23 protein-coding genes are annotated in these 26,040 nt (G+C 61.7%); 7 read left to right on the top strand and 16 right to left on the bottom strand.

Annotated elements, in window-relative coordinates:
• Window positions 1-15: 15 nt before the first annotated feature.
• Window positions 16-1,215, bottom strand: a complete 1,200-nt coding sequence (efeO, locus tag DLD99_RS15065; protein ID WP_114883261.1) for an iron uptake system protein EfeO — start codon at window positions 1,213-1,215, stop codon at window positions 16-18.
• Between the two features lie 8 nt (window positions 1,216-1,223).
• A complete protein-coding gene (efeU, locus tag DLD99_RS15060; RefSeq protein ID WP_114883259.1) occupies window positions 1,224-2,072 on the bottom strand; it encodes an iron uptake transporter permease EfeU in 849 nt (282 codons plus the stop codon).
• Between the two features lie 219 nt (window positions 2,073-2,291).
• On the opposite strand from efeU, the gene DLD99_RS15055 reads away from it, so the two are divergent.
• The 6 genes from DLD99_RS15055 (at window position 2,292) to DLD99_RS15030 (ending at window position 9,070) form a co-directional block, all read left to right on the top strand.
• Window positions 2,292-3,308 carry an AraC family transcriptional regulator gene (locus DLD99_RS15055; protein WP_114883257.1) on the top strand — a complete coding sequence of 339 codons (1,017 nt, stop codon included), beginning with the start codon at window positions 2,292-2,294 and terminating at the stop codon, window positions 3,306-3,308.
• 180 nt (window positions 3,309-3,488) lie between these two features.
• Window positions 3,489-5,153, top strand: coding sequence for an AMP-binding protein (locus DLD99_RS15050; protein WP_114883255.1), 1,665 nt, complete (start codon window positions 3,489-3,491; stop codon window positions 5,151-5,153).
• 16 nt (window positions 5,154-5,169) lie between these two features.
• Window positions 5,170-5,931 carry an SDR family NAD(P)-dependent oxidoreductase gene (locus DLD99_RS15045; protein WP_114883253.1) on the top strand — a complete coding sequence of 254 codons (762 nt, stop codon included), beginning with the start codon at window positions 5,170-5,172 and terminating at the stop codon, window positions 5,929-5,931.
• Window positions 5,932-5,943: 12 nt separating this feature from the next.
• A complete protein-coding gene (locus tag DLD99_RS15040; RefSeq protein WP_114883251.1) occupies window positions 5,944-7,134 on the top strand; it encodes an acetyl-CoA C-acyltransferase in 1,191 nt (396 codons plus the stop codon).
• Window positions 7,135-7,154: 20 nt separating this feature from the next.
• The gene (locus tag DLD99_RS15035) at window positions 7,155-8,282 is read left to right on the top strand and encodes an acyl-CoA dehydrogenase (RefSeq protein WP_114883249.1); all 1,128 of its coding nucleotides are present in this window, start codon (window positions 7,155-7,157) and stop codon (window positions 8,280-8,282) included.
• A 14-nt stretch (window positions 8,283-8,296) separates the two neighbouring features.
• A complete protein-coding gene (locus DLD99_RS15030) occupies window positions 8,297-9,070 on the top strand; it encodes an enoyl-CoA hydratase (protein ID WP_085709980.1) in 774 nt (257 codons plus the stop codon).
• A gap of 89 nt (window positions 9,071-9,159) precedes the next feature.
• On the opposite strand, the gene DLD99_RS15025 is transcribed toward DLD99_RS15030, so the two are convergent.
• The 14 genes from DLD99_RS15025 to arnB form a co-directional block, all read right to left on the bottom strand.
• Window positions 9,160-10,311: an acyl-CoA dehydrogenase family protein gene (locus DLD99_RS15025; protein WP_114883247.1), complete on the bottom strand. Its 1,152-nt coding sequence runs from the start codon at window positions 10,309-10,311 to the stop codon at window positions 9,160-9,162.
• Window positions 10,312-10,314: 3 nt separating this feature from the next.
• Window positions 10,315-11,421: an enoyl-CoA hydratase/isomerase family protein gene (locus tag DLD99_RS15020; protein ID WP_114883246.1), complete on the bottom strand. Its 1,107-nt coding sequence runs from the start codon at window positions 11,419-11,421 to the stop codon at window positions 10,315-10,317.
• Window positions 11,422-11,611: 190 nt separating this feature from the next.
• On the bottom strand, window positions 11,612-12,298 hold the full coding sequence (locus tag DLD99_RS15015; RefSeq protein ID WP_114883244.1) for an HPP family protein: 687 nt from the start codon (window positions 12,296-12,298) through the stop codon (window positions 11,612-11,614).
• Window positions 12,299-12,457: 159 nt separating this feature from the next.
• Entirely contained in the window at window positions 12,458-13,636 is a 1,179-nt protein-coding gene (locus DLD99_RS15010) for an MFS transporter (RefSeq protein ID WP_114883242.1), read from the bottom strand.
• A gap of 100 nt (window positions 13,637-13,736) precedes the next feature.
• On the bottom strand, window positions 13,737-14,255 hold the full coding sequence (locus tag DLD99_RS15005; RefSeq protein WP_114883240.1) for a GNAT family N-acetyltransferase: 519 nt from the start codon (window positions 14,253-14,255) through the stop codon (window positions 13,737-13,739).
• Window positions 14,256-14,317: 62 nt separating this feature from the next.
• A complete protein-coding gene (locus DLD99_RS15000; protein WP_114883238.1) occupies window positions 14,318-15,916 on the bottom strand; it encodes an ArnT family glycosyltransferase in 1,599 nt (532 codons plus the stop codon).
• Window positions 15,913-17,292: a UDP-glucose dehydrogenase family protein gene (locus tag DLD99_RS14995; RefSeq protein WP_114883237.1), complete on the bottom strand. Its 1,380-nt coding sequence runs from the start codon at window positions 17,290-17,292 to the stop codon at window positions 15,913-15,915. Before DLD99_RS14995 ends, DLD99_RS15000 begins: the two co-directional genes overlap by 4 nt.
• On the bottom strand, window positions 17,289-17,702 hold the full coding sequence (arnF, locus tag DLD99_RS14990; RefSeq protein WP_114883235.1) for a 4-amino-4-deoxy-L-arabinose-phosphoundecaprenol flippase subunit ArnF: 414 nt from the start codon (window positions 17,700-17,702) through the stop codon (window positions 17,289-17,291). The genes DLD99_RS14995 and arnF overlap by 4 nt, the downstream gene beginning before the upstream one ends.
• Window positions 17,699-18,043 (bottom strand): 4-amino-4-deoxy-L-arabinose-phosphoundecaprenol flippase subunit ArnE, encoded by a 345-nt coding sequence (gene arnE / locus DLD99_RS14985; RefSeq protein WP_065257283.1) that lies wholly within the window; start codon window positions 18,041-18,043, stop codon window positions 17,699-17,701. Before arnE ends, arnF begins: the two co-directional genes overlap by 4 nt.
• Complete coding sequence (arnT, locus tag DLD99_RS14980) at window positions 18,040-19,689, bottom strand: lipid IV(A) 4-amino-4-deoxy-L-arabinosyltransferase (RefSeq protein ID WP_085709969.1); 1,650 nt, start codon at window positions 19,687-19,689, stop codon at window positions 18,040-18,042. Before arnT ends, arnE begins: the two co-directional genes overlap by 4 nt.
• Entirely contained in the window at window positions 19,686-20,570 is an 885-nt protein-coding gene (arnD, locus tag DLD99_RS14975; RefSeq protein ID WP_085709968.1) for a 4-deoxy-4-formamido-L-arabinose-phosphoundecaprenol deformylase, read from the bottom strand. The genes arnT and arnD overlap by 4 nt, the downstream gene beginning before the upstream one ends.
• Entirely contained in the window at window positions 20,570-22,561 is a 1,992-nt protein-coding gene (arnA, locus tag DLD99_RS14970; RefSeq protein ID WP_114883233.1) for a bifunctional UDP-4-amino-4-deoxy-L-arabinose formyltransferase/UDP-glucuronic acid oxidase ArnA, read from the bottom strand. The genes arnD and arnA overlap by 1 nt, the downstream gene beginning before the upstream one ends.
• Window positions 22,558-23,580 carry an undecaprenyl-phosphate 4-deoxy-4-formamido-L-arabinose transferase gene (gene arnC, locus DLD99_RS14965; RefSeq protein WP_114883231.1) on the bottom strand — a complete coding sequence of 341 codons (1,023 nt, stop codon included), beginning with the start codon at window positions 23,578-23,580 and terminating at the stop codon, window positions 22,558-22,560. The genes arnA and arnC overlap by 4 nt, the downstream gene beginning before the upstream one ends.
• Window positions 23,577-24,728: a UDP-4-amino-4-deoxy-L-arabinose aminotransferase gene (arnB, locus tag DLD99_RS14960; RefSeq protein ID WP_114883229.1), complete on the bottom strand. Its 1,152-nt coding sequence runs from the start codon at window positions 24,726-24,728 to the stop codon at window positions 23,577-23,579. The genes arnC and arnB overlap by 4 nt, the downstream gene beginning before the upstream one ends.
• Window positions 24,729-25,194: 466 nt before the next feature.
• On the opposite strand from arnB, the gene DLD99_RS14955 reads away from it, so the two are divergent.
• A complete protein-coding gene (locus DLD99_RS14955; RefSeq protein WP_240789138.1) occupies window positions 25,195-26,040 on the top strand; it encodes a site-specific integrase in 846 nt (281 codons plus the stop codon).

The following is a 26,040-nucleotide window of genomic DNA, read 5'->3' as shown; positions in this document are numbered from 1 at the left end:
GTATTCGTCTTCTACTTACAGGCCGGAGAGGCCAAGGGCGGGATCGATGCCGTCGAGAGCGTCGGCCAGGGTCTTGGCCTTGTCGGCGATCTGTTTGCGTTGTTCACCGCTGACGGTGTCGTAACTCGCGTAGCCGTCCTTGACCTTGAAGCCGTTCAGGGTGTTATCGAAATCAGTCAGCGCGCTGTCGATTTTCGGCAGCAGGTCGGAGGCGGATTTCGTCAGCAGCGGTCGCAGCAGTTCGACGACTTTGTGCGCCGTCTCCAGATTCGCCGCGAAGCCGTTGAGGTCGCCGTGGCTGTAGCGTTCCTCTTCGCCGCTGGCGGCGCGCACGTCGGCCAGGGTGTTGAGGTTGCGCACGAGGATTTCCACCAGTTGCTCCGGCGGCAGCGATTGGGCCAGCAACTGTTGTTTCAGCGTGTTGACGTCGCCCAGCAGGCGCTCGGCAATGGGCGACAGACCGTCGAGGTTGCGTTGCTGGAACAGCGCGTACTCGATGCGATGGAAGCCGACGAAGGCCGGATCCTGCTCGCGTTTCTCGAAGTAATCGGCGCGGGCATTAATGCTGTTGTCCAGCTCGGCCAGGCGTTGTGCGGCCGGGGCCAGACGCTGATACGCGGCACGGGCCGGCAGATACGCTGCTTGCGCCTGGGCCAGATCACCGCTGTTAATTGCCTGATTCAGCGCCGTGACGGCTCTGATCAGCGCGCTGCCCTGGGTGGCCAGATACACCCGGAACTCCGACAGCGGCCCGACGAAAGCGACCATCGACGGCTTGGCCTTGGCGGCGGCGTCCGAGGCAGCGGTCGGCGTCACATGCAGCACGCCGCGCGGATTGCTCAGCAGGCCACAGGTGATGGCGTAGTCGCCGGGTTGCAGGTTGGCGTTGATCACCTGGCTCAGGCCCGGTGCGATGTTTTCGCGTTCTTCGATCACCAGCACGCCGTCGAGGATTTCCCATTCCACCGCCCGGTCGGAGCGGTTGACGATGCGGAAACTGGCGCGCCCGGCGGGTACGCTCAGCTCGTTCGGCTCGCAACTGCCGGGGTGGATGTTGACCACCACTTCGTCATGGTTGTGCTGACGCTTGGCCGCAGCCATTTTCGAGGCGTAGTAGAACAGGCCACCGGCGGCGATCATCACGACCACCGAACCGGCCACCGCCCAGCGCAAGGCGCGGGGAGGGGATGCCTGGGGAGTATTAGGCTTTGACATGGAGGCCCTTATTGACTGGAAGCGGAATTCGAAGCGGCGGCTTTGGACGCCGGGGCGGGAGCCGGATAGAAGAACATCACCAGCGCCACCACCAGATAGATCAGGTATGCGCCGAGGGTGCTGATGGTCGGCGCATCCTGATAACCGAACATGCCGGCCAGCACCGAGCCCAGCGGGCCGTCCATCGGCAGCGTTGCGCTGAAGTCGAAGAGCACGGTTTGCAGGTGATTCCAGACGCCGGCTTCATGCAGTGCCTGCACCGAGTTGGAGAGAATCCCGGCAGCGACCACGAGGATGAACAGTCCGGTCCAGCGGAAGAACGCCGACAGGTTCAGGCGCATGCTGCCGCTGTAGATCAGGAAGCCGACGACGATGGCCAGGATCAGGCCGAGCAGGGCGCCGATCGGCGCGCCCGGGCCTTCGCTCTGCTGGAACACGGCGAGCAGGAAGAACACGGTTTCCAGTCCTTCCCGGGCGACGGCGAAAAACACCATGGCAATCAGCGCGATGACCTGATGCTTCGACGCCGTCAGCGCATGATCGAGGGACGCCTGCAGCGAATGCTTGATCGAACGCGCCACCTTGCGCATCCAGAACACCATGGAACTGAGAATGCCCACGGCGACGAGGCCGACCACGCCTTCGAACAGTTCCTGCTGTTTCTGCGGGAATTCGGCGCTGACCAGCTCCAGGCCACCGCCCACCAGCAAGGCCAGCGCAGCGGCGAGAAACACGCCGATCCACACCGCCGGCATCCATTGGCCACGGCCGGTCTGTTGCAGGTAGCTGGCGATAATGCCAACGATCAGTGCGGCTTCAATGCCTTCGCGCAGCATGATCAAAAAGGGAACGAGCATTCGGCATCCACTGTGTAACGAAATGAGGTTACAAGTTGTAACATAATGAAAGTCATTCTCACATGTCAGTCATTGACATTTACCTGAACGGTAGCTGAACAGGCTTGAAGATCAACCATTCTCAAATGCGTCACGGCCATTCCGGATGAAGCAAGCCGTGCCCGGGCTGCTGCGTTAAGATGCCAGCCACTCGAACAACAACAGGATTTGCCTCGATCCATGTCGGAAAAAGACACCATCGCCATTCAACTGGTGCGCGAAGCACTGCAGCAAAGTTGTGCCCGGGGCGTGGCCACGGAAGAAGTCTTGAACAAGGTCGGCATCGATCCGGCGCTGCTGGCCACCGATGACGCCCGCGTCCCGGCCAGCCAGTACGCGCGGTTATGGCGATTGCTGGCGCGGCGGGGTGATGACGAGTTCTTTGGCATGGACCCGCGCAAGCTGAAATCCGGCAGTCTGGAATTCCTCTGCCGCAGCGCGATGGCCCAGCCGAACCTGGCTGCGGGATTGAGTACCGGTCTGAATTTCCTGTCGCTGATGCTTGAGCGCATGCCCGCGCAACTGGTGCATCAGCAAAGTCTGGCGGAGATCGTGCTGCTGGAGGATGACGCGGAACCGCGCCGCGCCTTTACCTATTTCACTTACTGGATGATCGTCCACGGCGTGGCGTGCTGGCTGGCGGGGCGGCGAATTCCGATCCTGGCCATCGAGTTGCGCTGCCCGGCGCCGGACTTCTGTGATGACTATCGGGTGATGTTCTCGGAAAACCTGCGCTTCGACCGGCCGCGCACGCGGATGATCTTTGCCGCCGACGTGCTGGATCTGCCGATCAAGCGCAGCGCCGAGGAGTTGAAACGCTTCCTCGCCCATGCCCCGGCCAACATTCTGGTGAAGTACCGCGACCCGGAAAGCCTCGCCAGCCGGATCAAGCAGGATCTGCGGCAACTACCCGCCGAACAGTGGCCGGAAACCGAAGCCCTGGCCCAGCAATTGTGCATGTCGGCTTCCACCCTGCGTCGGCGTCTGGCCGAAGAAGGGCAAACCTATCAAGGCCTCAAGGACAGCGTGCGCAAGGAACTGGCGATCACCTGGCTGGCGGAGCCTTCGATCAGTTTTGTCGACATCGCCACACGCCTGGGATTTGCCGATGCGAGCTCGTTCTACAAGGCGTTTCGCAAGTGGTCGGGGACCAATCCGGGACACTATCGCAGCCTGATTCTCAACGAAGCGGTCTGACCCGCATCTCACCTCGTTCCCACGCTCTGCGTGGGAACGATCAGTATCAACCCCGATTCTTGGCCAAACCAGTCATCCACTTTGAGGGCTTTGACCATTGCCGCAGCCGGCGTGCGGCGCGAGTATTCCTCTGATGTTTACGGTTCCCCGACCTAATAAAAACACAGAGGGATTCTGGCAATGCGCGATTACTTGTCTGCCACCCAGCAGTTTGATTATCAGCACACCGTGGACGCCGCACTCAGCGGCTCGCTCGAGGCGCTCAACGCCTGCATCGAATGTTGTGACCGTCACGCGTTGCCAGGGCGCATCGCGCTGTTCTGGGAGGGTCGCGATGGCGCCAGTGCGACTTACACCTTCAGCGACTTGCAGGACAAAGCCGCGCGTTTCGCCAATTTCCTTCTGGCCCAAGGCGTGCAGAAGGGCGACAAGGTCGCCGGCCTGCTGCCGCGCAACATCGAATTACTGATCACCGTGTTCGCCACCTGGCGCATCGGCGCGGTGTATCAACCGCTGTTTACCGCGTTCGGCCCCAAAGCCCTCGAACATCGCCTGAACAGCTCCGGTGCCAAAGTGGTGGTCACCGATGCAGTCAACCGGCCGAAGCTCAGTGAAGTCGCCGAATGCCCGACACTGGTCACCGTCGGCGGCCCGAAAGGCCAGGGCATCGTCCGTGGCGATTTCAGTTTCTGGGCCGAGCTGCCCAATCATTCCAGCGTCTGCGAACCGGTGATGCTGACCGGTGAAGACCCGTTCCTGCTGATGTTCACCTCGGGCACCACCGGCCCGTCGAAAGCACTGTCGGTGCCGCTCAAGGCTGTCGTGGCATTTCAGAGCTACACCCGCGACGCCGTGGATCTACGCCCGGAAGATGCATTCTGGAACGTCGCCGATCCGGGCTGGGCCTACGGCATCTATTTCGGCGTGACCGGCCCGTTGTCGATGGGCCATCCGATCACTTTCTACGATGGCCCGTTCACCCTCGAAAGCACCTGCCGGGTCATCAACAAATACGGGATCACCAACCTCACCGGGTCGCCCACGGCCTATCGCCTGTTGATTGCCGGTGGCGATGAGTTCGCCAAATCGATCAAGGGCAAACTGCGCATCGTCAGCAGCGCTGGCGAACCGTTGAACCCGGAGGTGATTCGCTGGTTCGCCGACAACCTCGGCGTGGTCATTCACGACCACTATGGCCAGACCGAACTGGGCATGGTCCTGTGCAACCACCACGGCCTCGAACATCCGATCCACCTCGGCGCCGCCGGTTTTGCTTCGCCGGGTCATCGCATCGTGGTGCTCGACGACCAATACAACGAACTCGGCATCGGCCAGCCCGGGATTCTTGCCATCGACCGCACACAGTCGCCGATGTGCTGGTTCGCCGGTTACGAAGGCGCACCGACCAAGGCTTTCGTTGGGGATTACTACCTGAGCGGCGACACCGTGGAGTGGAACCCGGACGGCAGCATCAGCTTTGTCGGCCGCAGTGACGACGTGATCACCACTTCCGGCTACCGGGTCGGCCCGTTCGACGTGGAGAGCGCACTGATCGAGCACCCGGCAGTGGTCGAAGCTGCGGTGGTCGGCAAACCCGATCCGGAGCGCACTGAACTGGTCAAAGCTTTCGTCGTGCTCAACCCGCAATACCGCGCCGAACCGGCGCTGGCCGAAGAGTTGCGTCAGCACGTGCGCAAGCGTCTGGCCGCGCATTCGTACCCCCGTGAAATCGAATTTGTCAGCGAGTTGCCGAAAACCCCGAGCGGCAAATTGCAGCGCTTTATCTTGCGCAACCAGGAAATCGCCAAGGCTCAAGAGGCTGCGGCGCACAACGTTTCAGCTTGAATCCAAGGAAACAGTCATGCAGATCGAGAACAAGGTTTTTATCGTCACCGGCGGCGCATCCGGCCTGGGAGCCGCCACCGCTGAGTTGCTGGTGAACGCCGGCGCCAAAGTGATGCTGGTGGACATGAATGCCGACGCCGTCGCTGCCCAGGCCCAGCGCCTCGGCGCGCAGAGCGTAGTGGCCGATATCAGCAACGAAGCCGCTGCCGAAGCCGCTGTGCAGGCGACCGTCAAAGCCTTTGGCAGCCTCAACGGGCTGGTGAACTGCGCCGGCATCGTTCGCGGCGAGAAGATCCTCGGCAAGAACGGCCCGCACGCGCTGGCGAGCTTCGCCCAGGTGATCAACGTCAATCTGATCGGCAGCTTCAACATGCTGCGCCTCGCAGCGGCAGCGATTGCCGAAAGCGAGGCCAATGCCGACGGCGAACGTGGCGTGATCATCAACACCGCGTCCGTTGCTGCGTTTGACGGCCAGATCGGTCAGGCCGCGTATTCCGCCTCCAAAGGCGCCATCGCCAGTCTGACCCTGCCTGCCGCCCGCGAACTGGCGCGCTTCGGCATCCGCGTGATGACCATCGCCCCGGGCATTTTCGAAACCCCGATGATGGCCGGCATGACCCCGGAAGTGCGCGATTCGCTGGCCGCCGGCGTGCCGTTCCCGCCGCGTCTGGGCAAACCTGCCGAGTACGCTGCGCTGGTGCGGCACATCATTGAAAACAGCATGCTCAACGGCGAGGTGATCCGTCTCGACGGTGCCTTGCGCATGGCCGCCAAATAAGGAGGATTTCCCATGACCATCTCCAACGATCCGATTGTCATCGTCAGCGCCGTCCGCACCCCAATGGGCGGCTTCCAGGGCGAACTGAAAAGCCTGACCGCGCCGCAACTCGGCGCCGCTGCAATCAAGGCTGCAGTGGAACGCGCCGGTGTCGCCTCCGATGCGGTCGATGAAGTGCTGTTCGGCTGCGTACTGCCGGCCGGTCTCGGCCAGGCGCCTGCGCGTCAGGCCGCACTGGGCGCCGGGCTGGACAAATCCACTCGCTGTACCACCGTCAACAAGATGTGCGGCTCGGGCATGGAAACCACCATCCTCGCCCACGACATGCTGCTGGCCGGCAGCGCCGATGTGGTGATCGCCGGTGGCATGGAAAGCATGTCGAACTCGCCGTACCTGCTGGACCGCGCCCGCGCCGGTTACCGCATGGGCCACGGCCGGGTGCTGGATTCGATGTTCCTCGACGGCCTCGAAGACGCCTACGACAAGGGCCGCCTGATGGGGACCTTCGCCGAGGATTGCGCCGAAACCAACGACTTCAGCCGCGAAGCCCAGGACGCCTTCGCCATCGCCTCGACCACCCGCGCCCAGCAGGCGATCAAGGACGGTAGCTTCAAGGACGAAATCGTTCCGCTGACCGTGACCGTCGGCAAGGAACAAGTGGTCATCAGCAACGACGAGCAACCGCCAAAAGCCAAACTGGACAAGATCGCTTCGCTGAAACCGGCGTTCCGCGAGGGCGGCACCGTGACCGCAGCCAACTCCAGCTCGATCTCCGACGGCGCCGCCGCGCTGGTGCTGATGCGTCAGTCGCAAGCGCAGAAACAGGGGCTGAAACCGCTGGCGGTGATTCACGGTCACGCCGCGTTTGCCGACACCCCGGGCCTGTTCCCGGTGGCACCGATTGGCGCGATCAAGAAGCTGATGAAGAAAACCGGCTGGTCGCTGGCTCAGGTTGATCTGTTCGAGGTCAACGAAGCGTTTGCCGTGGTCGGCATGGCGGCGATGACCCATCTGGAAATCCCCCACGACAAACTCAACATCCACGGCGGCGCCTGCGCCCTGGGCCACCCGATTGGCGCGTCCGGTGCGCGGATTCTGGTGACCTTGCTCTCGGCCCTGCGCCAGAAAGGCCTGAAGCGTGGCGTCGCGGCGATCTGCATCGGCGGCGGCGAAGCCACGGCGATGGCGGTCGAGTGCGTCTGAACCCGAGTTAAGGATTTGCCATGATTCCCAATGACGACCAACAACAAATCCGCGACATGGCCCGGCAGTTTGCCGAGGAACGGCTGAAACCGTTCGCCGCCGAGTGGGATCGCGAACACCGCTTCCCGAAAGAAGCCATCGGCGAAATGGCCGGGTTGGGCTTCTTCGGCATGCTGGTGCCGGAGCAGTGGGGCGGTTGCGACACCGGTTACCTGGCCTACGCCATGGCCCTGGAAGAAATCGCCGCCGGCGACGGCGCCTGCTCGACGATCATGAGCGTGCACAACTCGGTGGGTTGCGTGCCGATCCTCAAATTCGGCAACGACGACCAGCGCGAACGTTTCCTCAAACCGCTGGCCAGCGGCGAGATGCTCGGTGCCTTCGCGTTGACCGAACCTCAGGCCGGTTCCGACGCCAGCAGCCTGAAAACCCGTGCACGCCTTGAAGGCGATCACTACGTGCTCAATGGCTGCAAACAGTTCATCACCTCCGGGCAGAACGCCGGGATCGTGATTGTGTTTGCGGTCACCGACCCGAGCGCCGGCAAACGCGGGATCACGGCGTTCATCGTGCCGACCGACTCGCCGGGCTACAAAGTCGCCCGGGTCGAAGACAAACTCGGCCAGCACGCCTCGGACACCTGCCAGATACTGTTCGAAGACGTAAAAGTGCCGGTGGCCAACCGTTTGGGCGAGGAGGGTGAGGGTTACAAGATCGCCCTGGCCAACCTTGAAGGCGGCCGCGTCGGCATCGCTTCGCAATCGGTGGGCATGGCCCGCGCCGCGTTCGAAGCGGCGCGCGATTACGCCCGTGAACGTGACACCTTCGGCAAGCCGATCATCGAGCACCAGGCCGTGGCGTTCCGCCTGGCGGACATGGCCACCCAGATCGCCGTGGCGCGGCAGATGGTGCATTACGCTGCGGCACTGCGTGACAGCGGTCAGCCGGCGCTGGTCGAGGCGTCGATGGCCAAACTGTTCGCCTCGGAAATGGCCGAGAAGGTCTGCTCCATGGCCTTGCAAACCCTCGGCGGTTACGGTTACCTCAACGACTTCCCGCTGGAGCGCATCTACCGCGACGTGCGGGTCTGCCAGATCTACGAAGGCACCAGCGACATTCAGCGCATGGTCATTTCGCGCAATCTTTGAGAAGGAATCTGCACATGAGTTACGAAACGATTTTGCTGGAAACCCATGGCCGCGTCGGCGTCATTACCCTCAATCGCCCGCAGGCGCTGAATGCCCTCAACGCGCAACTGGTCAGCGAAGTGAACCGCGCCCTCGATGGTCTGGAGGCCGATGCGAACATCGGCTGCATCGTCATCACCGGCTCGAAAAAAGCCTTCGCCGCCGGCGCCGACATCAAGGAAATGGCCGAGCTGACCTACCCGCAGATCTACATGGACGACCTGTTCAGCGACAGCGACCGCGTGGCCAACCGCCGCAAACCGATCATCGCGGCGGTCAACGGTTTTGCCCTTGGCGGTGGCTGTGAACTGGCGCTGATGTGCGACTTCATCCTGGCCGGCGACAACGCCAAATTCGGCCAGCCGGAAATCAACCTTGGCGTACTGCCGGGCATGGGCGGCACCCAGCGCCTGACCCGCGCCGTGGGCAAGGCCAAGGCCATGGAAATGTGCCTGAGCGGGCGTTTGATCGACGCGGTGGAAGCCGAGCGTTGCGGCATCGTTGCGCGCATCGTGCCGAGCGACGAGTTACTGGATGAAGCGCTGAAAGTCGCTGCGGTGATCGCCAGCAAATCGTTGCCGATTGCGATGATGGTCAAGGAAAGCGTCAACCGCGCGTTTGAAGTCAACCTGACTGAAGGTGTGCGCTTCGAGCGCCGGGTGTTCCATGCGGCGTTTGCGACGCAGGATCAGAAAGAAGGGATGGCGGCGTTTGTGGCCAAGCGGCCACCTGAATTCCAAGGCAAGTAACGCGGCGCTTCTATCGCCAGCAGGCTGGCTCCCACATTGGATCTGTGATTACACAAATCCCAGTGGGAGCCAGCCTGCTGGCGATGCTTTTAGAGCTGGTAGTTCTTCAACTCCCGAGCAATCACCATCCGCTGTATCTCGCTCGAGCCCTCATAAATCTGGGTAATCCGCGCATCCCGGTAATACTTCTCCACCGGGTAATCCTCCAGATACCCATACCCGCCATGAATCTGAATCGCTGACGAGCACACCTTCTCAGCCATTTCCGACGCAAACAGCTTGGCCTGCGAAGCCTCCGACAGACACGGTTTGCCTGCCGTACGCAGCCGCGCCGCGTGCAGGATCATCAGCCGTGCCGCGTTTATCTGCGTCTGCATGTCCGCCAGCAGGTTGGCGATGCTCTGGTGCTCGACGATGGCCTTGCCGAACTGCACCCGATCACGGGCGTAACCCAGCGCCGCTTCAAACGCCGCACGGGCGATGCCCAGTGCTTGCGCGGCAATGCCGATGCGCCCGCCTTCAAGGTTGGAAAGGGCAATGGCCAGGCCTTTGCCGCGCTCACCCAGCAGGTTCGCTTCGGGAATACGGCAATCGTTCAACGTCACCGCGCAGGTGTCGGAAGCGCGGATGCCCATCTTGTGTTCGGTGCGGTCGACGATGAACCCTGGTGTGTCTGTCGGCACGAGGAACGCCGAGATACCGCGCTTGCCCAGATCCGGATCGGTCACGGCAAATACAATCGCCAGTTTCGCCCGTTTGCCGTTGCTGACAAATTGCTTGGCGCCGTTGATCACCCATTGCCCATCGCGCAGTTCGGCGCGGGTGCGCAGGTTATGCGCTTCGGAGCCGGCCTGGGGTTCGGTCAGGCAGAAGCAGCCGATCACCGCGCCGCTGGCCAGATCCGCCAGCCAGGTCTGTTTCTGTTCTTCGCTGCCGTAATTGAGCACCGGGCCGCAGCCCACCGAATTGTGAATGCTCATGAAGGCGCCGGTGGCGCCGTCGCCGGCGGAAATTTCTTCCACCGCCAGCGCATAGGCCACGTAGTCGACATAAGTGCCGCCCCATTCTTCCGGCACCACCATGCCCAACAGGCCGAGTTCGCCCATCTTCGCCACCAGACCGTCATCGATCCAGCCGGCCTTTTCCCAGGCCTGGGCGTGAGGGGCGATTTCGCCACGGGCAAAGTCCCGGGCCATGTCGCGGATCATTACCTGGTCTTCAGTCAATTCGAGATCGTGCATGGCTCAGCTCCCGCTCTCTTCGAAACCGTGGAAGAAACTCGCGACGTGCTCGGCGTGCAGCGCGGCAAGGGTCGGCGGGTTCCAGCGTGGTGATTTGTCTTTGTCGATCAGCAAGGCGCGCACGCCTTCGATCAGGTCGCCGCGTTCGAACCACTGGCGATCCAGGTGCAGCTCGAGGGCGAAGCAGTGTTCCAGGCTCAGGTGCCGGCCGCGACGCAGCATCTCCAGGGTCACGCCCATGGCCAGCGGCGAGCGGGTTTCCAGCAGGTCGGCGGTGGTGGTCGCCCACTCATGGCTGTCGGCAACGGTGACGGCGCGCAGTTGCTCGACGATGCTCGGCACGTCAGGCAAGGCGAAGAAGTGGTCGATGGCCGGGCGCAAGGCTTCGAGCGGCGCATCCGGCAGGGTTTGCACGGCGTGACGGGCCAGCAGGTTTTGCAGGTCTTTCAGCGGCGTGTCGTGCCACTCCAGGTGGTCGAGCTGTTCGTCGAGGGTGCCGAGTTTGCTGCTGTCCAGATACCAGTCGGCGAGGCCGCAATACAGCGCATCCGCCGCACGAATCTGTACACCGCTGACGCCCAGGTAAATCCCCAGCTCACCGGGAATGCGCGGCAGGAAATAACTGCCGCCGACATCCGGGAAATAACCGATGGCCACTTCCGGCATTGCCAGACGGCTCTTTTCGGTGACCACTCGCAGGTCGGCGCCTTGCACCAGGCCCATGCCGCCACCGAGAACGAAACCGTCCATCAGCGCCAGCACCGGTTTGCGGTAGTGGTGGATCGTCAGGTCGAGGGCGTATTCCTCGACGAAGAAGTCTTCGTGCAGCGTGTCGCCGCTTTTATGGCTGTCGTACAGGGAACGAATGTCGCCACCGGCACAGAAGGCTTTTTCGCCGGCACCGCGCAGCACGACTGCGTGGATATAGGCATCAGCGGCCCAGGCATCCAGGTGTTGCTGGAGCTGGCGCACCATGTCGAGGGTCAGGGCATTGAGGCCGGCGGGGCGATTGAGGGTCAGATGACCGATGTGATTGCGAACCTCGGCCAGCACTTCGTTTTGCGTGGCATCCATGGACGAAGTCCGCGGGGATGAAGCCTGAGCAGTCATCACTAACTCCCTGCTTTTATTGTCTTTATTCGAGAAGCCCGCGCGCGGGCGTTAGCGGATCGTAACAGTGCAAATTTGCCGTGTACAACGGGGATATGTGCATGGGGTGTCTGCATTTTTGCCTTGGGCTGAATGCACGGGATCGCGGCTTCTCTTCAATCGACAACGCTGACAGGGGCAGGCTCTGGACTCAGCGGAACACCTGGCCAATGCTCCGCCGTCTGGCGTGCAACTCACTGGCATGAATCAACTGTTCCAGGTCCTCCGGCGTCACATCAATGAACGCCTCCATATCAGCCAGCGCCAATTTCAGATCCTCGGCCGTGATGGCCTGGGAATCGACCGGTGCCACGGCCGGCGCCGGTTCGGCGGGGCGTTTCGGGTAGCGGATGCGGGTCAGGTTGTTGTAGGCCAAAGCGGCCAGCAGCATGCACGCGGCGCTGAGCATCACCGGTTCCAGGGCTTTCCAGTCCATGGCGATGGTCGTCGGATCGGCCAGCACCATCGTCAAGGCCACCGCGCCGGCCGGCGGATGCAGGCAGCGCAGCCAGCACATCAGGATCAACGCCATGCCCGCCGCCAGACAGGCGCTGCCCAACGTTCGGCCAAGGACATGAGCCACCAGCAACGCCACGACGCCCGCACACAGGTAGCCACCAATGATCGACCACGGCTGGGCGAGGGCGCCGGAGGATACGGCGAACAGCAACACCGCCGACGCTCCCAGCGGGCCGATCAGGTGGTAGGCCACTTCGATGCCGAACACCTGACTGCATGCCCACACGCTGAACAGCGTGCCAAGTGCCATGCCGATGGCGGCGCGGCTCCATTCGGTGGGGCGGGTGTTGATGGCAGCGGGCAACCAGCGAGCGAGCATGAAGACGCGATCCTTTGAAGAAAACCGAAGGCAAAAAAAAGGACTTGTCCGTCAATCCGGAAAGTCCTTCTAAGCGTTCCAACTATTGGGGGAGGAACGCGCACAGTGTGCCAAGCAATCTCGATGCTGACAAATTCATATAAATGCAGCTTCAGTGCATTATTTTTGAACTGTTTTAATTCGACGCCCACTGACCACGCACAAGTATCCACCCAGCGCCGCCAGTGCACTCAACGCATAGAACATGCTCGGCGCCGGAGTGTGCATCAGCAGGAAACCACACATCACCGGGCTCAAGGCACCACCCAGTGCGGCAAGGTTCTGCGCGCCGTAGTAGCTGCCGCGCAGGGCTTCCGGGGCGAGGGTGTCGACGAACAGGAAATCCGCCGGATAGATGATCATTTCGCCCAGGGTGAAGATGAACATCGCTACACACCAGCCAATGAGGCTGTCGGCCATGCTGAAACCGATCAGCCCGCCGATGAACAACGCTGTGCCGCCAGCTATCCAGCGCCGCAGATGTTCACGCTTGAGCAGACGACCGATCTGGTATTGCAGCAGGATGACGGTAATCGCATTGCAGGCAAGCAAAGCGGCCATGGTGTCGAGCGTCTGCTGTTGGGTGTGAGTCACCAACAGGTACTGCGACAGATACAGGGTGAACCGCCCGTGAACCAGTGTGCTGAGCAGGCAGCCCAAAGTGAACAGGACCATCGTGCGGTCGTTCTTGAGGATTCTAAGCGTGTCCAGGAAACTCTGCGGCTGTTTGCCCGACGATTGCGGATCGGCTTCCCGCGAGACACCGAGCAGCAGAAACATGCTGCCGCAGGCAATCGCGCCAGCAACGATAAACGGCGCGGTGGGCTGGATGCCGGCAATCACCACGCCGATCATCGGGCCGATGGCATAGCCGATATTGGTCAGCGTGTAATTCAGCGAAAACGCTTTCACCCGTTGGCCGACGGGCAGGTTCTCACTGAGGATGGCCTTGGAGCCAATCAGAAATAGCGCCGAAGCGGTTTCGCTGATGATCAGCACCAGCGTCACCAGATACAGGTTCTGCGCGAACGTCAGCAGAATCAGGCCAACGCCGCTCGACAGCATGGTCAGGATCAGCAACTGACGTTTGTCGAGGCGGTCGATGATGTAGCCGCCATAGAGTGACAGCAGCGTGGCGCTGAACACCGCGATGCCCAGCAACAGCCCGACATCCTGAGGGTCGAGCCCCAGTTTGTTGCTCAGGAACAGGGTCAATAGAGGGCTGATCAGGGCGCGGCTGATGACGATGGTCAACGAGGTGATCATCAGCCGGCGAATAAGGCGCGAGTAAGTGGCCACGAAAAGATCAATGTCCTTATTTCAGATTCGGATACGAGCGGCGTAGCCATCCTCACCGCGTGCCGGTTAGCGGTCAAGCGTGCGCGAGGCGGTCGTGATATCAGGGAAGCGACAGGCGCATGGCGCAGCGACGTTTACCGGGAAGGCCGTGGGCAATTTCGTCGCGCAAGGCCTCGGCAAGATGAGTTCCGATATTTTCGTCGTCCAGTACGACAAACCCCATTCGCTGATAAAACGGCGCATTCCACGGCAGGTCGCGAAAAGTGGTCAGCGTGATCGCCTCAAGTTGCTGCCGTCGCGCGTGTTCAATCACGCCCGACAGTAACTTGCGACCGATGCCCTGGCCCTGAAAGTGTTGGCTGACGGAGAGTTCCTCGACATGCAGTTGCCTGTCGATTTCAACGGCTCTTAGAAAGCCTGCCAGTTGTCCGTCGATATTTTCTGCCACCCACACCGTGGCCTGTTCGATGGCGTGCAAATGCCGCGCGGCGTCGGGTACATCGCTGTCGGCCAGCCAGGCCAGTGCAGGATCCAGACGAAACAGTTCAGCGGCCGAACGTTCGATGGCGGGGAGGGTGGCCGCGTCTGCGGGCCGGGCGGGGCGAATGAGAAATGTCATGCGGGTACTGCCGATGGCTGCGATCCTGGGAAGCTCCGCAAGATCGCAGCCTTCAGCGAGGTCTACAAGGGTTTCAAGTACAACAGCACGTAATCGTTCTTGTCGAAGCGACCGCTCAGTACCGGTTGCAGGCTGGCCAGCGGCGTGCCTTGCAGTGACTGCAGGTCCTTGCTGTCCATGATCAGCCAGGCCGGCCCCTGGAGTGCTTCCAGTTGCTGGACGGTTTCGGTGAACTGCGGTTGCAGGTCCTGTTCGACGTTGACCATGAACTTGATCGCCTTGGCGTCCTTGCCCATGCCGTGCAGCACCAGCGGGGCCGGGTTCTGTTGAACCTGGGCGAACGCCGCACGACTGAAAGAACGGGTGTCATAGAGCGCGCGTTCCACCGGCTCGAACACGGCTGCATAGACCGTCCACAGCGCCAGCACCGCGCTCAGGGCCAGCACTTCGGCACGCCAGCGCGGCTTCCACAGTCGCGACAACGCCAGCAGTTGCAGCAGGCCCAGCACGATCAGCACCGGCATGACACCGGTCAACAGCTCCGGGAACTTGCGTCGCGCAACCAGCAGGGCAACGATCAGCAACAGCGGCGTCAGCAGCCACAGGGCCTGAATGATCCCGCGCAACCAGGCGAATACCCGACCGTGAGCCACCTGGAACGGATACGCGGCGATGATCGCGGCCATTGGCAACATCGGCAGCAGGTAACGCGCCTTCTTCGCCTGTGGAATCGACAGGCCGACCATGACGATCAATCCGGCCGCCGCGCAATATTGCACCAGCCGCAAGGCCGGTCCGCGCTGATGCGGTTTGCTCAGCCACGCCGCCGCCAGCACCACAATGGCCAGCGGATAAGCCAGCGCGTAATTGCCCAGCGAACTGGTGAAGTAGTACAGCGAGCCGCTGACACCTTCACTGCCATCCATGCGCCCCATGAACTGCATGCGGATCACGTCTTGCAGGAACGCCTCGCCGCCGCTGAGCTTGGCCAGCCACAACAACAGGCCGACACACGCCGCGAGCAGGATCGACGCCAGCACACCGAACACGAACAGCCGTGTCCACTGACGGTTGAGCAGGTAATAACTGCAGAGCATGCCGGTCGGCACCACCAGCCCGATCGGCCCGCGAATGCCGAAACCCAGCAACAACAGGACGAAAATCAGCGGCCAGCGTCGGCCGGAGCCAAAATGGTCGTGCGCGTAACCCAGATAGAACACCGACAACGCGACGGCGGCCAGCATCAGGTCTTGCGATACCGCGCGGACTTCCGTGATGAAGGTGCTGGTGAGCATCAGCAGTGCAATGCTGATCAATGCCCAGCGTTGCGAATGTACCGCCAGCAAGCGGTACATCAACATCACGATCACCCCGCCGGCAATGGCGCTGGGCAACCACGCGGTCAGGGTATTGATCGCGCCGAAAGGCAACGCCAACAGCCAGATGAACAGCGTCGATAACGCCGAATAATCGGCGTACGGCTGGCTGTAGGTGGTCGGGAATACCGTCGGCCCGTGTCGCAGCATTTCCTGGGCAAACAGTACAAAGCGTGAATCAAAGCCAATGGGTGCCTGTCCATAAACCCCGGCAATAAACAACAACAGTGCCAGCAGCCCTGCGATCAGGGACTGCCGGCGGATGGCAGGCGACAACGTAATCAAGCGACGTCCGCGGAGTTAGGCCATTGTTGCAGCGGGATCGGCAGCTTGCGCGAGTCCCCACGGCCGATCGGGAAGTACTTGAAGCCATTGCGCGACAGACGATCGGCGTCGTACAGGTTACGGCCGTCGAAGATCACCGGATCCTTGAGGCGTTGCTGGATCAGATCGAAATCCGGCGCCTTGAACTGTTGCCATTCGGTGCAGATGATCAGCGCGTCGGAACCGGCAAGCACCGATTCCGGGGTGCCCATCAGCATCAGTTTTTCTTCGTTCGGGTACAGATGCTGGGTTTCCTGCATCGCTTCCGGGTCAAACGCACGAACGCTGGCGCCGGCGGCGAACAGCGAATCAAGCAGCACGCGGCTTGGCGCATCGCGCATGTCGTCGGTGTTCGGCTTGAACGCCAGCCCCCACAAAGCGAAGGTCTTGCCGCGCAGATCACCCTTGTAGAACGCGTTGATGCGGTCGAACAGCTTGTGCTTCTGGCGTTCGTTGATCGCCTCGACCGCTTGCAGCAGGTCGCTGGAGCAATGGGCCTGTTCGGCACTGTGGATCAGCGCGCGCATGTCTTTGGGGAAGCACGAGCCGCCGTAGCCGCAGCCCGGGTAGATGAAGTGGTAACCGATGCGCGTGTCGGCGCCGATGCCCTGACGGACCGACTCGATGTCGGCGCCCAGGTGTTCGGCCAGTTCGGCGATCTGGTTGATGAAACTGATTTTGGTCGCCAGCATGCAGTTGGCGGCGTACTTGGTCAGCTCGGCACTGCGCAGGTCCATGAACATGATGCGGTCATGGTTGCGGTTGAACGGCGAGTACAGGTCGCGCATCACGTCACGCACTTCATCGCCTTCGCAGCCGATGACGATGCGGTCCGGACGACGGCAGTCGGAGACCGCCGAACCTTCCTTGAGGAATTCCGGGTTGGAGACGATATCGAACTGCAGCGCGCGACCGGCCTTGTCCAGCGCGGCCTGGATATGGGCGCGCAGGGTGTCGCCGGTGCCGACCGGTACGGTGGATTTTTCCACCAGGATCAGCGGTTGCTCGCGATGACGGGCAACGGCGTCGCCCACCGACAGCACGTATTTCAGGTCGGCCGAGCCATCTTCGCTGGACGGTGTGCCCACGGCAATGAAGGCGACGCGACCGTGAAGCACGGCGGTTTTCTCATCGGAAGTGAAGTGCAGACGACCGGAATCCAGGCCTTCACGGACCAGGCTCGACAGGCCCGGTTCGAAGATGCTGACGTGACCCTGGCTGAGCAGCTCGACCTTCTTCTGATCGATATCCATGCACACGACATCATGGCCGACCTCGGCCAGAACCGCGGCTTGCACCAGGCCGACGTAACCGCTTCCAAATACTGTGATTTTCATGGAGCACTCCTCAAATCGGGCGCTTGTGCCGGACGAGTGTTGATAGTGATGACACCGAGCATGACCAGTGCCACGCCCAGTGATTTGGTGAAACTGAAAGATTCGTTGAACAGCGGCAGACTGGCCGCCAACAGATACACCAGCGCATAGCTGATGCTCAGCAGCGAATAGGCCCGGCCCAGCGGCAGGTCACGCAGGGCGGCGAGCCAGCAGAGCATCGACAGTGCGTAGGCGAGAATGGCCGTGACAACCACCGCCAGCGCCGACAGATCGACGCTGCCGCTGCTCAGGGCCGACAACCATTGTTCCGGCTGCGGCAGGCGCGTCATGCTCCAGCGCATGCCCAACTGGGCGCCGCTGACCAGCAACACGCTGCCCAGGGCGAAACCGATTCCGCGTCCCTGACTCATGACTGTTGCCCCAGCAGTGCCACGCCGCCGATGACCAGTGCGACGCCGATCCAGTGCTGGCGATCGATCGGTTCGCGAAACACGAAACGCGCGATCAGGGTGATCAGCACAAAGTTGAGGCTGAGCATCGGATAAGCGATGCCCACCTCAAGGCGTTGCAACACCAGCAGCCAGACCAGCAGGCCCGAACCGAGTGCGAACAGCGCCAGCCACAGCCACGGCGAGCGCAGTTTGTCGGCCCAGGACGAGTCGACCCCGCGCCAGCTCTCCACCGCGTACTTCTGTGCAACCTGACCCAGGCACGTCAGCAGACACGCCGTCAGCAACAGCAACCAGCTCATGACGGATCCTTGGGCAGGACAATGATCACCAGGTTACCTTGCTCATAACGGGTGCCGTCCTTGGGCAGCAGGTCGACTTCATGCAGCTCGTCGTCGCCCTTGACCCGCATGACCACGCCGACCGAGCCGGTGCGGCGGGCATCGCGTACCCACTGCTGGACTTCATCGGTGGTGATCCGCTGTTCCGCGCCTTCGGGATAGCTCAGGCCGTACTTCAGCTCGCCCACGGTGTTGTACAACGCCACCTTGGGTTGCTTCAGGCGCCAGGCCAGTGCCGAAGCAGCACCGAGATCGTTGCTCAGCAGGTGCGTGGTGCCGGACAGTTCGTCGAGGTGATGCAGGATGAACTGGTCCGGCGTCTTGTTGGCCACCACCGACTTCGGCAGCGCCGCCGGCAGCACGCCGATCAGCAGCAGACTGCCGAGCGCCGGAGCAGCCCAGCACTGCAGCGGCAGAAACGCCTGCGCAAGGTTGGCGATGATCCAGCCGATCAGCGCAATGAACACCAGCACCATGCTGTGCAGCTCATGGTCGTACACCGGTTTTTTCAGTTGCAGGTAAACCAGTGCGATCAGCGTGACGACACCCAGCACCAGGTTCAGCAAACCGTTGATGCTCAAGGCTCGGCCCTGTTCCAGACGCAAACGGTCGGCCAAGGCATGACCCAGCAACAGCGCCAGCGGCAGCAGGCACGGCAGGATGTAGGTCGGCAGTTTGCCGTTGGCGGTGCTGAAAAACGCCAGCGGCATCACCAGCCACAGCAGCAGGAAGGCAATGCCCGGTTGGGTACGGGTCTGCCAGGCTTGCTTGAACGCCGGCACCAGCATGCCGACCCATGGCAGGCTGAAGGCAACCAGCAATGGCAGGTAGAACCACCATGGCGCGTCGTGTTGGGCATCGTCACCGGCAAAGCGGCGGATGTGTTCGTGCCAGAAGAAGAACCGCCAGTAATCCGGTTCCTGACTGTGCACGGCCAGCACCCACGGCAGGCTGACGATGATCGCCACGGCAACCGCCACCGGACCGTAGATCAGCAGTTCACGCCAGCGTTTCTGCCAGAGCATCCAGGGCAGGGCGATCAGCACCGGCAGCAGCCAGGCGAGAAAACCCTTGGTCATGAACCCCATGCCGCAGGCCAGCCCCAGGACGGCCCAGCTGATCACGCGTTGCCGGGTGCTGCGACTGTCGACGGCAAACCACAGGGCGACGAGGCTCAGGTTGACCCAGAACGTGAATTGCGGATCGAGGTTGGCATAACCAGCCTGACCGGCAACCACCGTGAAGCTCATGTAGAGCAGGGCGCAGATGAAGCTTTTGCTCGGCTCGTTCCACAGGCGACGGGCAACCAGGAAGCACAACAGCACACTCAAACCGGTGCTGAGGGCCGAGGCGAAACGCACGCCAAACAGGTTTTGCCCGAACAGTTCCTGACCCAGAGCGATCATCCAGTAACCGGCAATCGGTTTCTCGAAATAACGCAGGCCCATGAAATGCGGGGACACCCAGTTGCCGCTCAGCAGCATGTCCTGGCTGATCTGGGCGTAACGGGTTTCATCGGGAATCCACAGGCCATGGGTGCCGAGTGGCAGCAGGTAGGCAAGCAGAAACAGTCCGATCAGCAGCGGCAGTGCCCAGCGTTTGCTCATGCCCCTTGCACTCCCAGCCAGCCTTCGCGGCCTTCGAGGACGCCACGCTGCACACGGCCGACCGGCAATGTGTTGAGAAACTCGGGCAACAGATCGCCCAAAGGCTTGAACTCGATTTCTCGCTGGCGTGCATCGGCCAGCAAACGGCGAAAATCGTCGGCCATCAGAATCCCTTCTACTTCGGCATGAATGGTGTAGTTGTTGAGGTTGTCCGGGCGGAACCGGTCAAGAATGAAGGCGTTGAAGTCCTTCGCCGCCACGGTCGGGCCGACCACCTCGTCGAAGGTCGGCATGTCCACCGGAATCTGCGGCGCCCCCACTGAACCATCGGCCAGCAGCGGTCGAAACAGCCGATTCCCGCGGCAATCGCTGTTGTAGCGAAAACCGAAGGTCTCTTTGGCTTCGACCACGCGCTCGTCCGCGCGCCATCCGGCGGCGGCCGAGCACTGGATTTTCTCGCCGATGATGTCGCTCAGGGTGTCGACGCCGCGACGGATCTGCTCGATCAGTTGCGCGTCGCTCCAGGTGCCGGCATTGGCCTGCCAGCCGTGGTGATCCCAGGCGTGCAGGCCGACTTCATGGCCGGCGTCCCGGGCCTGACGCATCAGGTGCCCGAGATCGCGACCGATCGGTTTGCCCGGCCAGGCGGTCCCGGCCAGCAGAATGTCCCAGCCGTAAAGGCCGGCGGCGTTGGAACGCAGCATTTTCCAGAGGAACTGCGGGCGGATCAGGCGCCACAGATGTCGGCCCATGTTGTCCGGGCCGACACTGAAGAAAAACGTTGCCTTGACCTGCGCTTCGTCGAGGATTTCCAGCAACCGGGGCACCCCTTCACGGGTGCCTCGGTAGGTGTCGACATCGATACGAAGACCTGCCTGCATTAACGCTTGTCCGCGATTTCGAGCATGGCTTCACGCAGGAAGAAGTCCAGGGTGTTGCCGATGGTCTCGCGCATTTCCACGGTCGGCTCCCAGTTCAGCAGGCGCTTGGCGTTGGCGATGCTTGGCTTGCGGTGTTCCACGTCCTGGTAACCGGCACCGTAGAAAGCCTTGCTTTCCACGTCGCGGAAACCGGCGAACGGAGGGAAGTTGCTGCGCAGCGGGTGAGCTTCGAACTGACGCAGCAGTTCTTCGCCCAGCTGACGGATGCTGGCTTCGTTTTCCGGGTTGCCGATGTTGATGATCTGGCCGTTGCAGACATCGTTGTCGTTGTCGATGATGCGGGCCAGCGCCTCGACGCCGTCGGCGATGTCGGTGAAGCAGCGCTTCTGCTCGCCGCCGTCGAACAGACGGATCGGAGTGCCTTCCACCAGGTTCAGGATCAGCTGGGTGATGGCGCGGGAGCTGCCGATACGGGCCGAGTCCAGACGGTCCAGACGCGGCCCCATCCAGTTGAACGGACGGAACAGGGTGAAGTTCAGGCCCTTGGCGCCGTAAGCCCAGATCACGCGGTCCAGCAGTTGCTTGGAAACCGAGTAGATCCAGCGCTGCTTGTTGATCGGGCCGACGATCAGGTTGGAGCTGTCTTCGTCGAAGTTCTTGTCCTGGCACATGCCATAGACTTCCGAAGTCGACGGGAAGATCACGCGCTTGTTGTACTTGACGCAGTAGCGAACCAGTTTCAGGTTCTCTTCGAAGTCCAGTTCGAATACGCGCAGCGGGTTGCGGGTGTATTCGATCGGCGTGGCGATGGCCACCAGCGGCAGGACCACGTCGCACTTCTTGATGTGGTACTCGATCCACTCGGAGTGAATGCTGATGTCGCCTTCGACGAAGTGGAAACGCGGGTGGTCGCGCAGGCGGTCGATGGCGTCGGAACCGATGTCCAGGCCATAGATCTCGTAGCGGTCGTCACGCAGCAGACGCTCGGACAGGTGGTTACCGATGAAGCCGTTGACGCCCAGGATCAGCACACGGGTGCGACGTGGCGCACGACCGGATTCGGCACCGCGCAGCAGCGAGCCGTCTACCAGACCCAGTTCGTTGGCCAGTTGCGGGCCGCTCAGGTACAGGCCGTTGTCGTTGCGCTGACCGGCGTTGATCACCAGCGAATCTTCACCGCAGGCAATGCGCAGCGGATCGACGCTGATCACACGGCCAGGGGCCTGACCTTCGTTGCCCTTGACGACTTCGGCGCTCCAGACGATCAGCTTGTGCTCGCCCACGGCGCAGAAGGCGCCCGGGTACGGACGGGTCACGGCGCGAACCAGGTTGAACAGCTGCTCGGCCGGTTTGGCCCAGACCAGTTTGCCGTCCGCCGGAGTACGACGGCCGAATACGGTGGCCTTGGATTCGTCTTGCGGAGTTTCGGTGATCTTGCCTTGCAGCATGTTTGGCAGGGTGTCGCGCAGCAGGTCGCTGGCGGCAGTGCGCAGTTTGGCGTGCAGGCTCAGACCGGTGTCGCTGCGCTCGATGGCAACGCGTTGCTGGGCAACGATAGCGCCGGCATCAGCGCGCTTGACCATGCGGTGCAGGGTGACGCCGGTTTCGGTTTCGCCGTTGACCAGCACCCAGTTGGCCGGAGCGCGACCACGGTAGCGTGGCAGCAGTGAGCCGTGCAGGTTGAACGCGCCTTTTTTGGCCAGTGCCAGCAGCGGCTCGCTCAGCAGGTTGCGGTAGTAGAACGAGAAAATGTACTCAGGGTCGAGTTTGGCGATGCGCTCGATCCACAGCGGGTGGTTGGCGTCTTCCGGGGCGTGGACCGGGATGCCTTTGCTGGCGCACAGCTGTGCAACCGAGGCGTAGAAGGCGTTTTCTTTCGGATCGTCGGCGTGAGTGAACACTGCTGCAATGTCGTAGCCGCTGTTAAGCAGGGCTTCAATGCCGGCGCAGCCAATATCGTGGTAAGCGAAGACAACAGTTTTTGCACTCATGAGAGAACCTGATCGGAAGTGGAATTGGAAGTAAGGCCGTCAACGGTGACCGCAGGTGCCGGGGAGGCCGGCTGGCTGCGCAACACCTTTTCAATGAAGAAGCGCGGACGGGCGCGCACGTCGCTGTACATGCGTCCCAGGTATTCACCCAGCAGACCCATGCCGATGAACTGGCCACCGGTGAACACGAACAGCACCGCAAACAGTACGAACGTGCCGTCACCGGCCCAGCCTGCACCGAACGCCAGGCGCAGCACGATCAGCGCAACGGCGAACAGTGCGCCCAGACCTGCCATCGCGAAGCCGACGATGCTCAGCAGACGCAGCGGCGTGGTGGTCATGCAGGTGACCAGATCGAACATCAGGTTGATCAGGCGCATCGGGCTGTATTTCGAGTCGCCGTGCTCACGTTCGGCGTGGGCCACGACGATTTCGGTGGTGTGGCGGGCGAAGCTGTTGGCCAGGATCGGAATGAACGTGCTGCGTTCGCGGCAGGCGAGCATGGCGTCGATGATGGTGCGGCGGTAGGCGCGCAGCATGCAGCCGTAGTCGCTCATGGCCACGCCGGTGGAGCGTTGCACGGCGAGGTTGATCAGTTTCGACGGGTAGCGGCGCAGGGCGGAGTCCTGACGGTTGCCACGCACGGTGCCGACAACGTCGTAACCCTTTTCGGCTTCGGCCACCAGACGCGGAATCTCTTCCGGCGGGTTCTGCAGGTCAGCGTCGATGGTGATCACCACGTCGCCCTTGCACTGCTCGAAACCGGCCATGATCGCGGCGTGCTGGCCATAGTTGCGGTTGAGGATGACTGCCACGAACGGGCTGTTTTCGCGTCCGGCGGCTTCTTCCAGCATGTTGGCCGACTCGTCGCGGCTGCCGTCATCGACCAGCACGATTTCGTAGTCATGTTTGAGTTGGGCGCAGGCCGCCTCTGTGCGCCGAAGCAGCTCAGGCAGACTGTCCTGTTCGTTGTAGACCGGGATGACGATCGACACGCATTTAATCGGGTAAGGTCTCACGAGCGTTTGTCCATAAGAGTGGCGATGGCGCCGACAACACGATCCAGATCCTGGTCGGTCATGTCGGGGAACAGCGGAATCGAGCACAGCCGCGCCGAGTTCCATTCGGTGTTGGGCAGATACAGGTCAGGGTCACGCTGGCGGTACCAGGTGTGCAGGTGGGTGGCGATGAAATGGATGCCGGTGCCGATGCCTTGCTCCTGCAAACCCTTCATGAAGGCTTCCCGATCCATCCCGCAACGCTCGCTGTCGATGCGCAGGATGAACAGGTGCCAGGCGTGTTGCTGGGTGTATTGCTGCGGCACGGCCAGCGGCTGCACCGGCAAGCCTTCGAGCTTTTGCAGGTACTGACCGGCCAACTCGGTGCGGCGGGCATTGATGGCGTCCAGACGCTGCAGTTGCACCAGGGCAATGGCGGCGTTGATGTCGGACAGGTTGTACTTGAAGCCGGGCTCAATGACCTGGGCCTGCGGCTTGCGGCCACCGGTCAGTCGGTCGTAGGCATCGACGCCCAGACCGTGGAATTTGAGCATGCGCACGCGGCTGGCCAGGGCTTCGTCGTCGGTGACGAACATCGCGCCTTCGGCGCAGGTCATGTTCTTGATCGCGTGGAACGAGAAGATCGCCGTGCCGTGGGAGCCGACGTGGCGGCCCTTGTAGCGGGTGCCGGCAGCGTGGGCAGCGTCTTCGATGACGGCGATGCCGTGCTTGTCCGCCAGTGCGTACAGCGGATCCAGATCGAACGCGGCACCGGCGTAGTGCACCGGAATGATGGCTTTGGTGCGTGGCGTGATGGCGGCTTCGATACGGGCGGCGTCGGTCATCAGGGTGTCGCGGTCGACATCGACGAACACCGGCGTGGCGCCCAGCAGGGAAATCATGTTGCCGGTGGAGACCCAGGTCTGCGACGGCGTGATGACTTCATCGCCGGGACCGATGCCCAGGGCCAGCAGGGTGATGTGCATGCCGCCGGTGGCGGAGGAGAGAGCAACGGCGTGCTTGCAACCCACGTACTGCGCGAACTGTTCTTCAAGTGCCTGGTTTTTCGGCCCGGTGGTGATCCAGCCCGAGCGCAGAACCTGCTCGACGGCCGCAATTTCTTCATCGCCGATACTCGGGCGAGAGAAGGGGAGAAACGCCTGACTCATGGACACCTCATTGCGAAAAAAATGGACAGATCCATCTGTTCATCGGATCCAATCCCAGCGTAGACGCAAAAAACAGGTTTTGCATCAACGAGTTGCTTGGTAAGCATGACGTCGGGGGTTGGTTGACTTTTCAGGCGTTGCCCGGCAGGTTGGGCGGTACCGACTGAGGACCTATCTAGCTAAGGTTATTCCCGATTTTGTGAAAGGAATATGAAAAACCGGTCGGTGAATCGTTTATCTCAAATTCATACAGCCGCTGTTCAGATTTCCGCGGCTTTATCGGAAAAGTCCTACTACAAGACTCTTCCTTACATCAAGTTCATTGCAGTAGTTAGTTGTTGTGCTGGACTGTTTTTTACTCAAGGCCTTTCGTTTGAGCAGCTTATCCGTTACCTCTTCAGAGTCTATTGCAAGTAACCCTTTGTCCTTGTATTTGGCGCGTTTGGCACCTTCCAGCCAACTCACCATGCGGTACGTTTTACAAGATGCCGCCGATCGCCTCGGCTTTGAAGACATGAATGTCGAGGACATTCCCTGGCACGCCCTGCAACCCGAGGATGTTGTCGCATTAGTCGCCGCGTTGCGCGCCGATAACTACGCCCCCAACACCTCTTCACTCTATGTAAACGCCATTCGCGGCGTCATGAACGAAGCCTGGCGCATGAGCCTGATCAGCCAGGATCACCTGTTGAAGATGCGCTCGGTCAAGGGCATTGCCGGTACGCGGCTGTCTCAGGGGCGCAACCTGAAGCGCACGCTGATTCATGAATTGATGGAAGTCTGCGCGGCCGATCCGCGTCCGCAGGGGCTGCGTGATGCGGCGGTGATTGCGCTGTTGTACGGCACCGGCATGCGCAAATCCGAGTCGGTGGATCTGGACCTGAATCAGGTGGACTTCACTGAACGCAGCCTGTGCGTCACCGCCAAGGGCAACAAGCAACTGATCAAATACGCGCCGGCCTGGGCGTTCGCGAAGCTCAATGCCTGGCTGGAGTTTCGCCGCTCGGAGCTCAAGGAAGGCGAGAGCGACGATACGTTTCTGTTCAACCGCATCCGCCGTGGCAGCCACATCACCCGTGAGCGCATCACCAAGCACGCGATCTATTACATCGCCCGCCAGCGTGGTACTCAGGTCGGGGTGAAGATCATGCCCCACGATTTCCGGCGCTCATTCATCACCCGGGTGATCGAAGAGCATGACCTGTCGATCGCCCAGAAACTCGCGCACCACAGCAATATCCAGACGACCGCCAACTACGACGTGCGCGACGACAATGAACGGCGTCGCGCCGTGGATCGTTTCGATCTGTAG

Origin of the sequence: Pseudomonas kribbensis (assembly GCF_003352185.1) — a bacterium.
Taxonomy (GTDB): domain Bacteria; phylum Pseudomonadota; class Gammaproteobacteria; order Pseudomonadales; family Pseudomonadaceae; genus Aquipseudomonas; species Aquipseudomonas kribbensis.
The sequence above is the reverse complement of the archived record's forward strand: the minus strand, read 5'-3'. Positions and strand labels throughout refer to the sequence as shown.

Coding starts and splice junctions, on each gene's coding strand:
- efeO (WP_114883261.1), bottom strand. CDS start 1,215: ATGTCAAAGCCTAATACTCCCCAGGCATCCCCTCCCCGCGCCTTGCGC.
- efeU (WP_114883259.1), bottom strand. CDS start 2,072: ATGCTCGTTCCCTTTTTGATCATGCTGCGCGAAGGCATTGAAGCCGCA.
- DLD99_RS15055 (WP_114883257.1), top strand. CDS start 2,292: ATGTCGGAAAAAGACACCATCGCCATTCAACTGGTGCGCGAAGCACTG.
- DLD99_RS15050 (WP_114883255.1), top strand. CDS start 3,489: ATGCGCGATTACTTGTCTGCCACCCAGCAGTTTGATTATCAGCACACC.
- DLD99_RS15045 (WP_114883253.1), top strand. CDS start 5,170: ATGCAGATCGAGAACAAGGTTTTTATCGTCACCGGCGGCGCATCCGGC.
- DLD99_RS15040 (WP_114883251.1), top strand. CDS start 5,944: ATGACCATCTCCAACGATCCGATTGTCATCGTCAGCGCCGTCCGCACC.
- DLD99_RS15035 (WP_114883249.1), top strand. CDS start 7,155: ATGATTCCCAATGACGACCAACAACAAATCCGCGACATGGCCCGGCAG.
- DLD99_RS15030 (WP_085709980.1), top strand. CDS start 8,297: ATGAGTTACGAAACGATTTTGCTGGAAACCCATGGCCGCGTCGGCGTC.
- DLD99_RS15025 (WP_114883247.1), bottom strand. CDS start 10,311: ATGCACGATCTCGAATTGACTGAAGACCAGGTAATGATCCGCGACATG.
- DLD99_RS15020 (WP_114883246.1), bottom strand. CDS start 11,421: ATGACTGCTCAGGCTTCATCCCCGCGGACTTCGTCCATGGATGCCACG.
- DLD99_RS15015 (WP_114883244.1), bottom strand. CDS start 12,298: ATGCTCGCTCGCTGGTTGCCCGCTGCCATCAACACCCGCCCCACCGAA.
- DLD99_RS15005 (WP_114883240.1), bottom strand. CDS start 14,255: ATGACATTTCTCATTCGCCCCGCCCGGCCCGCAGACGCGGCCACCCTC.
- DLD99_RS14995 (WP_114883237.1), bottom strand. CDS start 17,292: ATGAAAATCACAGTATTTGGAAGCGGTTACGTCGGCCTGGTGCAAGCC.
- arnF (WP_114883235.1), bottom strand. CDS start 17,702: ATGAGTCAGGGACGCGGAATCGGTTTCGCCCTGGGCAGCGTGTTGCTG.
- arnE (WP_065257283.1), bottom strand. CDS start 18,043: ATGAGCTGGTTGCTGTTGCTGACGGCGTGTCTGCTGACGTGCCTGGGT.
- arnT (WP_085709969.1), bottom strand. CDS start 19,689: ATGAGCAAACGCTGGGCACTGCCGCTGCTGATCGGACTGTTTCTGCTT.
- arnD (WP_085709968.1), bottom strand. CDS start 20,570: ATGCAGGCAGGTCTTCGTATCGATGTCGACACCTACCGAGGCACCCGT.
- arnA (WP_114883233.1), bottom strand. CDS start 22,561: ATGAGTGCAAAAACTGTTGTCTTCGCTTACCACGATATTGGCTGCGCC.
- arnB (WP_114883229.1), bottom strand. CDS start 24,728: ATGAGTCAGGCGTTTCTCCCCTTCTCTCGCCCGAGTATCGGCGATGAA.
- DLD99_RS14955 (WP_240789138.1), top strand. CDS start 25,195: ATGCGGTACGTTTTACAAGATGCCGCCGATCGCCTCGGCTTTGAAGAC.